Annotated in this window: 6 protein-coding genes; all 6 read right to left on the bottom strand. The window is 58.4% G+C overall.

The features are described from left to right. Positions 1–526: sugar phosphate nucleotidyltransferase (locus PROAA_RS10110; protein ID WP_186411222.1), on the bottom strand; the 526-nt coding region annotated here is incomplete at its 3' end. Positions 527–685: 159 nt separating this feature from the next. Further along, complete coding sequence (locus tag PROAA_RS10105) at positions 686–1,411, bottom strand: YEATS-associated helix-containing protein (protein WP_186411221.1); 726 nt, start codon at positions 1,409–1,411, stop codon at positions 686–688. Positions 1,412–1,544: 133 nt separating this feature from the next. Then, positions 1,545–3,011: a glutamate synthase subunit beta gene (locus PROAA_RS10100; protein WP_186411220.1), complete on the bottom strand. Its 1,467-nt coding sequence runs from the start codon at positions 3,009–3,011 to the stop codon at positions 1,545–1,547. Beyond that, positions 3,012–7,700: a glutamate synthase-related protein gene (locus tag PROAA_RS10095; protein ID WP_186411219.1), complete on the bottom strand. Its 4,689-nt coding sequence runs from the start codon at positions 7,698–7,700 to the stop codon at positions 3,012–3,014. It abuts the gene before it with no gap. A 162-nt stretch (positions 7,701–7,862) separates the two neighbouring features. Further along, the gene (locus PROAA_RS10090) at positions 7,863–8,072 is read right to left on the bottom strand and encodes a hypothetical protein (RefSeq protein ID WP_186411218.1); all 210 of its coding nucleotides are present in this window, start codon (positions 8,070–8,072) and stop codon (positions 7,863–7,865) included. A gap of 10 nt (positions 8,073–8,082) precedes the next feature. Further along, positions 8,083–8,714: lipopolysaccharide kinase InaA family protein (locus PROAA_RS10085; protein WP_186411217.1), on the bottom strand; the 632-nt coding region annotated here is incomplete at its 5' end.

Below are 8,714 nucleotides of genomic sequence, written 5' to 3'. Positions count from 1 at the left end.
CAAGGCGCGAGGTCGGCATGGCCATGATGCCGGTATTGATTTCACGGATACTGCGTTCAGCCGCTGTCGAATCCTTCTGCTCGACGATACGCACAACCTGGCCAGCAGCGTCGCGCACGATACGGCCATAGCCGCTGGGGTCGGACAATTCGACAGTCAGAATGGCCAGGGCGTCTTGCGCGGCGTGTACGAGCCTGTTCAGCGTTTCGGACTGTATCAAAGGCACGTCACCGTACAGGATGAGCGTCGTGCCCTCCTGTTTCAAATGCGGCAAGGCTTGTTGCACGGCGTGCCCGGTGCCTAGTTGCGGCTCCTGCAAAACCCAAGCCAGATCGGGTGCGTCCAGCGTATTTCGCAAGGTGTCGCCACCATGGCCATAAACCAGACAAAGCGTCTGCGGCGACAGGCTGCGCGCGGTGTCGATGACATGCGACACCAGCGCCTTGCCGGCGACCGGGTGAAGGACTTTGGGCAGGTTGGAATGCATGCGCTTTCCTTGTCCTGCAGCGAGAATGACTATGTTCATTTTGGGTTCTCAAAAAAACTGACTGGCGATCTGGTCGCCTGTCAAATTGGGCCAAGCGTGGTTCAGGAAACCGGAAGTCGGCCCATTTTCACCAATATTTCAGTGCGAACACAACGACTATTCACTTGACTCATTTTGACTTCTCAGGTCGGAAGTCGATTAATGCTCTTCCTGTCCGGACAGGATATCGCCCAGCATCTGCCTGCCCTTGGGTGAAACAAACCAGTGCAGGACATTTCTTTCGTTCATACGCGTTTCAATGACGCCGAGGCTCTTGAGGACGGCAAGGCGCGAGCTGACCAGATCACGCGCCAGACCGGTCTTGTCGGTCAAGCCGACAAGGTTGCCGTAAACGTAACTCTCTTGCGCCAGTTCGCGCAGGATTTCGATGTCATTGTAGGAGAGCGATTCCCTGACCACTTCCGGCTCGGATAGGACTGCTGGCAATTCACCCAATGGCAATGGCTCATCGCGCAAGGCGGGGGATGCCTGCTTGATCTGTGCCATTTCACGTTTCACCTGATCCATCTGATGCAAAAGCCTGTTGGCCACGTTTTCGAAGAAACGGCGCGAAGCCACCACATAGATCAGGCAGAAACCCGCAAAAACAAAGAAGTCGACCGGCCGGGTGCGCGCTGCTTCGAGTAGATTGCTGGAAAGCATATTCAGAAAGAGCGGCACGGTCAGTGCAGAAATCACGCCAAGAATCAGGTATTTTGCCCAATCGCGACGAACGGGCTCGCCTTGGCGATCGCTGAGATAATAGTTGGCGACACCGCCAAGGATTCCGGCAACAACCATGATCAGCAATATCATCAGCATGTAGCTGTCAAGGGTGTTGGTTGGCGGGGTGACCTGCAAGGATTTCTGCAATTCCGGGTTCATTGGCTTCTCCTGCAGTCTGAGCAGCCGCTACTATGCCATAGCCTTGCCCTGTGCAAAATAAAAACCCCCTTCCGTTAGCCAAAAGGGGGTTTTTACAGGAGAGGCCAATGCTTTCATCGACCTGGATTGCAGATCAACGTGGAAGCGTACTGTCCCCCATCAGGTAGCTGTCAACTTCCCTTGCGCACTGACGACCTTCGCGGATTGCCCAGACAACCAGCGACTGACCGCGGCGTGTATCGCCAGCGGCAAACACCTTGGCGGCATTTGTCGCGTAACAGCCTTCGCCGTCGGTGGTCGCCTTGGCATTTCCGCGCGCATCCTTGTCGACGCCGAAGGCGTCGAGCAGTCCGCCGACTGGGCTCAGGAAGCCCATTGCCAGGAAGACAAGATCAGCCTGAACAGTTTTTTCGCTGCCGGGAATTTCGTTCATCTTCCCGTCTTTCCAATCCAGCTCGACTGTTTTCAGCGATTTGAGAACACCCTCTTCGCCGAGAAACTCCTTGGTCGCGATGGCAAACTTGCGTTGCGTATTGCCTTCCAGATGAGAAGACGAGGTTCGCAGTTTCAGCGGCCAATACGGCCAGGTCAGCGCCTTGTTCTCCTGTTCGGGCGGTTGCGGCATCAGCTCGAATTGCGTCACCGATGCAGCCCCGTGGCGATAGCTCGTCCCTACGCAGTCGGAACCGGTATCCCCGCCACCGATAACGACAACATGCTTGTCCTTGGCGCTGATCGGATTGGCTTTGCCGCCACTCACTTCCCTGTTCTGCGGAATCAGGAACTCCAGTGCCGGATAGATGCCGTTCAGATCGCGCCCCGGAATGGGCAGCTCGCGTGGAACTTCGGCACCGGCCGCAAGTATCACGGCGTCAAAATCACTGGTCAGCTGTTCAGCCGAAATGAATTCACTGGCATCACTCACGATGCCCGCGGGCAGTTCCTTGGAAGCGATCATGGCGCCGGTACGGAAGCTGACACCCTCGGCCTCCATCTGTTCGATGCGTCGTTCTATATGCAATTTCTCGAGCTTGAAGTCCGGAATGCCGTAGGTCAGCAAACCGCCGATACGATCGTTCTTCTCGAATACCGTTACATCGTGGCCGACACGTGCAAGCTGCTGGGCCGCCGCAAGACCGGCGGGTCCGGAACCGACGATGGCAACGCGCTTGCCCGTTTTCGCCTGCGCCGGCTGCGGAACGATCCAGCCCATCTCCCAGCCCTTGTCGATAATCGCATGTTCGATTGACTTGATACCCACCGGGTCATTGTTGATATTGAGCGTACAGGCGGCTTCGCAGGGTGCCGGACAAATCCGCCCGGTGAAGTCCGGGAAATTGTTGGTGGAATGCAGCACGTCCAGCGCCTGTTTCCAGTTGCCGCGATAGACCAGGTCATTCCAGTCCGGAATGATGTTGTTGACCGGGCACCCGTTGTTGCAGAAAGGAATGCCGCAATCCATGCAGCGCGCGCCTTCCACGCTGGCATGTGCGTCGCTCAGCGTGATGATGAACTCGCGGTAATGCTTCAACCGTTGATCGGTGGCCTCATAGGCCTCCGACAGGTGCTGAAATTCCATAAAGCCAGTCGGCTTACCCATTTATGCGGCCTCCCGTTGCTGATTTCCGGCTTTCTGCGCGGCCATTTCTGTTAGCGCCCGCCTGTATTCATGCGGCATCACCTTGACGAAGCGTGCGCGGTATGTCGCCCAGTCTTCGAGGATCTTTCCCGCTCGCACACTGCCTGTGCGTCGGGCGTGTTGCTCGACCAGCCCCTTGAGCAGAATCTCGTCTTCCATGCCAAGGTGACGGACATCAACCTTGCCGTGGCTTTCGAGGTCGTCGCCGGCACCGCTCCCTTTGCGTGCGGCGATTTCTTCCTCCACGGGTTCCAGTGCCACCTGCGCCATGTTGCAGCGCGACTCAAAGCTGCCGTCCTCATCCAGAACATAGGCCACTCCCCCCGACATGCCGGCGGCGAAGTTCCGCCCGGTGATGCCGAGCACGACAACGGTACCGCCTGTCATGTACTCGCACCCGTGATCGCCAACGCCCTCGACCACGGCCGTAGCGCCCGAGTTGCGAACCGCAAAGCGCTCTCCCGCGACACCGGCGAAAAACGCCTCACCGGCAATCGCGCCATACAGCACGGTATTGCCGATGATGATGTTGGAGGTCGTATCGCCGCGAAATCCGCCATGTGGACGAACAATGATGCGCCCGCCCGATAGCCCCTTGCCGGCGTAGTCGTTGCCCTCGCCGATCAGATCCATCGTAACGCCGCGCGCCAGAAACGCGCCAAAACTCTGGCCTGCCGTGCCGTTTAGGGTTATTTGAATCGTGCTGTCAGGCAATCCCGCATGGCCGTATTTTCTGGCGATCCGTCCGGAAAGCATGGCGCCGACAGTGCGATTGACATTGCGGATCGGCAGCTCGATATTGACCTGATTGCCTTCTTCGATAGCCGGTCTGGCCAGCTCGATGAGTTGCTTGTCGAGCGCTTTGTCGAGACCATGATCCTGTTCTTCGCAGTGATAAACCGGTTCGTCAGGCTGTCTGTCGGGGCAATGGAATATACGGCTACAGTCGAGACCTCTTGCCTTCCAGTGATCGATACCCTGACGCATGTCAAGCAAATCGGCGCGCCCGATCAGGTCGTTGAAGTTGCGGACACCCATCTGTGCCATCAATTCGCGCAGTTCTTCGGCGACGAAGAAGAAATAGTTGACGACATGCTCCGGCTGACCGGAGAACTTTCTGCGCAAAACCGGATCCTGTGTTGCCACGCCCACCGGGCATGTGTTGAGGTGGCACTTGCGCATCATGATGCAGCCCTCGACGACCAGAGGCGCCGTGGAAAAGCCGAATTCGTCGGCGCCAAGCAGGGCGCCGATCAATACATCGCGCCCGGTCTTCATCTGGCCGTCGGCCTGAACGCGTACGCGGCCGCGCAGACGGTTGAGTACCAGCGTCTGCTGTGTCTCGGCAAGGCCCAGTTCCCACGGCGAACCGGCGTACTTGATCGATGAAAGGGGGCTGGCGCCGGTTCCACCGTCGTGACCGGCGATCACCAGATGATCGGCCTTGGCCTTGGTGACACCCGCGGCAACCGTGCCAACGCCGATCTCAGACACCAGCTTGACGCTGATCGACGCCTGCGAATTGGCGTTCTTCAGGTCGTGTATGAGCTGCGCCAGGTCTTCGATGGAGTAGATATCGTGGTGCGGTGGTGGCGAAATGAGTCCGACGCCCGGTACCGAGTACCTGAGGAAGCCGATATATTCGGAAACCTTGTGCCCCGGAAGCTGGCCGCCTTCGCCCGGCTTGGCGCCTTGCGCCATCTTGATCTGGATTTGATCGGCATTGGACAGATACTCCACCGTTACGCCGAAACGGCCAGAGGCGACTTGCTTGATCGCCGAACGCAGACTGTCACCTTCCTTTAGCTGCAGATCGCGCTCGATACGGCCCTTGCCGATGATTTCGGAGACCATCTGACCGGCCTTGACCGGTTTGAATCGCGCAGGGTCTTCCCCGCCCTCGCCGGTGTTCGACTTGCCGCCGATCCGGTTCATGGCGATGGCCAGGGTGCTGTGCGCCTCGGTTGAAATCGAGCCGAGCGACATCGCCCCGGTGGCGAATCGCTTGACGATCTCCTTGGCCGGCTCAACCTCGTCCAACGGGACCGCCGGCCCGGCCGGCTTGATCTCGAACAGCCCGCGCAAGGTCATGTGCCGCTTCGTCTGGTCGTTGATAATGGTGGCGTATTCCTTGTAGCTTTCGTACTGCCCGGTGCGCGTTGAGTGCTGGAGCCTGGCAATGGCATCGGGCGTCCACATGTGCTCTTCACCACGAATGCGGAAAGCGTATTCGCCACCGGCGTCCAGCATGTTGGTCAGCACCGGATCGGTGCTGAAGGCGTGCCGGTGTTGCCGAATGGCCTCCTCCATCACCTCGAAAATGCCGATCCCCTCGATCTGCGTCTCGGTGCCGGTAAAGTACTTGTCAACCATCTTCCTTTGCAGGCCGATGGCCTCGAAGATCTGGGCGCCGGTATAGGACATGTAGGTCGATATGCCCATCTTGGACATGACCTTCAGCAATCCCTTGCCGATGCCTTTGACGAAGTGCTTGATGGCCTTTTCGCGCTCCGCTTCGCTTTCACCCGCCAGTTGCTGCAAGGTTTCGAGTACCAGGTAGGGATGCACGGCTTCGGCGCCATAAGCGGCCAGAACGGCGAAGTGATGCGTCTCACGAACCGAGCCTGTCTCGACAACGAGGCCGACGAGAGTGCGCAAACCCTGGGTTACCAGATGCTGGTGCACCGCCGAAGTGGCGAGCAGGGCCGGGATGGCCACGTTATCCTGGTTCATATGGCGATCCGAAACGATCAGGATTCCGCAGCCACGATGCACGGCATCCTCCGCCTCGGCGCACAATGAAGCGATACGTGCCTCAACGCCTTCGTTGCCCCATGCCAGCGGGTAGCAGATATCGAGCTCGGCAGACAGAAACTTGTCCTCCGTGCATGCGGCGATGTTGCGCAACCTGACCATGTCGGCAAAGTTCAGCACCGGCTGCGACACTTCAAGCCGGTAGGGCGGGTTGATTTCGTTGATGCCAAGCAGGTTGGGCTTGGGGCCGATGAAGGAGACCAGCGACATGACCAGTTGCTCGCGAATCGAGTCAATGGGCGGGTTGGTCACCTGCGCAAACAGTTGCCTGAAATACATGAACAGCGATTTGTCCTTGTTCGAGAGTACCGCCAGCGGCGTGTCGTTACCCATCGAGCCAGTGGCCTCCTCGCCAGTCCTGGCCAGCGGCTCCAGAATGAACTTTATATCTTCCTGGCTGAAGCCGAATGCCTGCTGGCGCTTGAGCAAGGGCACCGAGTACTCCGGCGCAGTCACATGCATACCGAGGTCCAGGCCGCTGAGCTTGACGTTGATGCGTGCCACCCAGTCCCGATAGGGTTTCTGCCGCGACAGTGTTTCCTTGAGCTCGAGGTCGTCAATGATGCGCCCCTGATCGAGATCGATGAGGAACATTTTGCCCGGTTGCAGACGCCACTTCTTGATGATGTTTTCTTCGGGAATCGGCAACACCCCGGCTTCCGATGACATGACAACGAGATCGTCGTCGGTAACCAGATAGCGTGCCGGGCGCAGGCCATTGCGGTCAAGCGTTGCGCCAATCTGACAGCCATCGGTAAAGGCCACGGCGGCCGGACCGTCCCAGGGCTCCATCATGGCCGCATGATATTCATAGAAGGCGCGACGTTTTTCGTCCATCAAGGTGTGTGATTCCCATGCCTCCGGAATCAGCAGCATCATGGCGTGCGCCAGTGAGTAACCGCCCATCACCAGCAACTCCAGCGCGTTGTCGAACGACGCCGAATCGGACTGGTTGGGATAGATCACCGGCCAGATTTTTTCCAGATCGGCACCCATCAGCGGCGAGGAAGTGCCTTTTTCGCGTGCGCGCATCCAGTTGTAGTTGCCGCGCAGGGTGTTGATTTCGCCGTTGTGCGCAATCATGCGGAACGGATGGGCCAGCGGCCAGGTCGGGAACGTGTTGGTCGAAAAACGCTGATGCACCAGCGCAAGCGCCGAGACACAACACGGATCCTTGAGGTCGGTGTAGTACTCGCCAACCTGAGAAGCAAGTAACAGCCCTTTGTACACAATGGTCCGGGCCGACATCGACGGTTGGTAGAATTCCCTGCTGTGCTCGAGCCCCAGTGCACGGATGGCGTTGGCTGCACTGCGGCGAATCGCATAGAGTTTGCGCTCCAGCGCGTCGGTCACCATCACGTCGGGGCCGCAACCAATGAATATCTGGCGAATGATCGGCTCGCGCTTGCGAACGGCGGGTGACATGGGCATCGTGTGGTCAATTGGAACATCACGCCAGCCGAGAACCACCTGCCCTTCTGTGCGCACTGCACGCTCGATGGCCTCCTGGCATGCCAGGCGCGAAGCGGATTCCTTGGGCAGGAATACCATCCCGACGCCGTAATCGCCGGCGCGCGGCAGAATCACGCCCCGACTGGCCATTTCCTTGCGGAAAAATTCGTCCGGAATCTGGATCAGAATGCCAGCGCCGTCACCCATCAACGGATCCGCGCCGACAGCGCCCCGATGATTCAGATTTTTCAGAATCAGCAGACCCTGCTGGATGATCGAGTGGCTCTTCAGGCCCTTGATATGCGCTACAAAACCGACACCGCAGGCGTCGTGCTCGTGGGCCGGGTCATATAACCCTTGCCGTTCAGGTACAGCCGAATTCATCACGCTTAAATCCTCGAAACACGGTTGGTAAAACATCAAGAACGCTGGTCAAAAGTTGCTCATGAATACTACGAACGGCCGGGGAGTATACTCCGAAATATCTACCGTTCAAATCCTTGCGCCGCACCAATAGAGTGCAAATAGGAGTGCGCTCAAGGCGTCTCAGCCGCACGGAACCACTGCCACTCGCCGGTATTCCTGACGGTGAGTTGTCAGGCCCATCGCCGTGCACGCAAGTGCCGTGCCTGCCAGGCGCGTCATCCATGTCAGTCTGCTCTGATGTGCAGGTTGCCAAAGGGCACTCGGGATGACCTCCAGCGCCTTGTAATCCGGAATCAGCAATGTGACCAGCAATTGCGCTGGTTTGTTCACTGGAAACGGATCACTCGCGTCCCTCAAAAAACGCAAGAATTTTGCGTATTCGCTGCTTGTCTTCCACGCCCAATCGTCTCTGCCCGGTGTAATCAAGGTAGAAGCGCAAGCGCTGGCTGCGGGAAAGCTGGTACTTGGCCACTTTGTCGAGGCAAGCCAGATCCTTGATGATGCGGTATTTCAGAAACACGCCCCACCACATACCGCCGCTAGGGCAATCGATCAGGTACACCGTTGGGCTGCCACCGCCATCCACCAGCAGGTTGCGCCATTTCAGATCGTTGTGGGCAAAACCAGCCGCGTGCAGCGTGCGGGTAATGTTGGCAACCTGCCGCAAGACCTGGGCCATCCAGCGCCGGTCACGCAGGCATGGGTCGCTGGCGGTCGCCAACCTCTCCAGATGCTCCAGTCCATACCCCACCAATGTGGCTGTCGGGATACCCCATTTCCGGAACAGCAGCAGGTTTTTCCACTCCTTGACGACGCGCTGGGGGGCAACCAGTCCACGCAGGCCGAACCAGCGCCGTACGGCATTCTTGCCGTTGCCAAGATAGCGTTTGACGTAATAGCGCTTGCCGTCTGCCGTCACCCGTAGCACACGGCTAACAGGTGACTTCGCAACTTGCTCCCCTTTCGTGGCGA

The organism is Candidatus Propionivibrio aalborgensis (genome assembly GCF_900089945.1).
Taxonomy (GTDB): domain Bacteria; phylum Pseudomonadota; class Gammaproteobacteria; order Burkholderiales; family Rhodocyclaceae; genus Propionivibrio; species Propionivibrio aalborgensis.
The sequence above is the reverse complement of the archived record's forward strand: the minus strand, read 5'-3'. Positions and strand labels throughout refer to the sequence as shown.

Bases quoted from the DNA above. Each gene is read 5' to 3' on its own strand.
- PROAA_RS10105 (WP_186411221.1), bottom strand. From the start codon at position 1,411: ATGAACCCGGAATTGCAGAAATCCTTGCAGGTCACCCCGCCAACCAAC.
- PROAA_RS10100 (WP_186411220.1), bottom strand. From the start codon at position 3,011: ATGGGTAAGCCGACTGGCTTTATGGAATTTCAGCACCTGTCGGAGGCC.
- PROAA_RS10095 (WP_186411219.1), bottom strand. From the start codon at position 7,700: ATGAATTCGGCTGTACCTGAACGGCAAGGGTTATATGACCCGGCCCAC.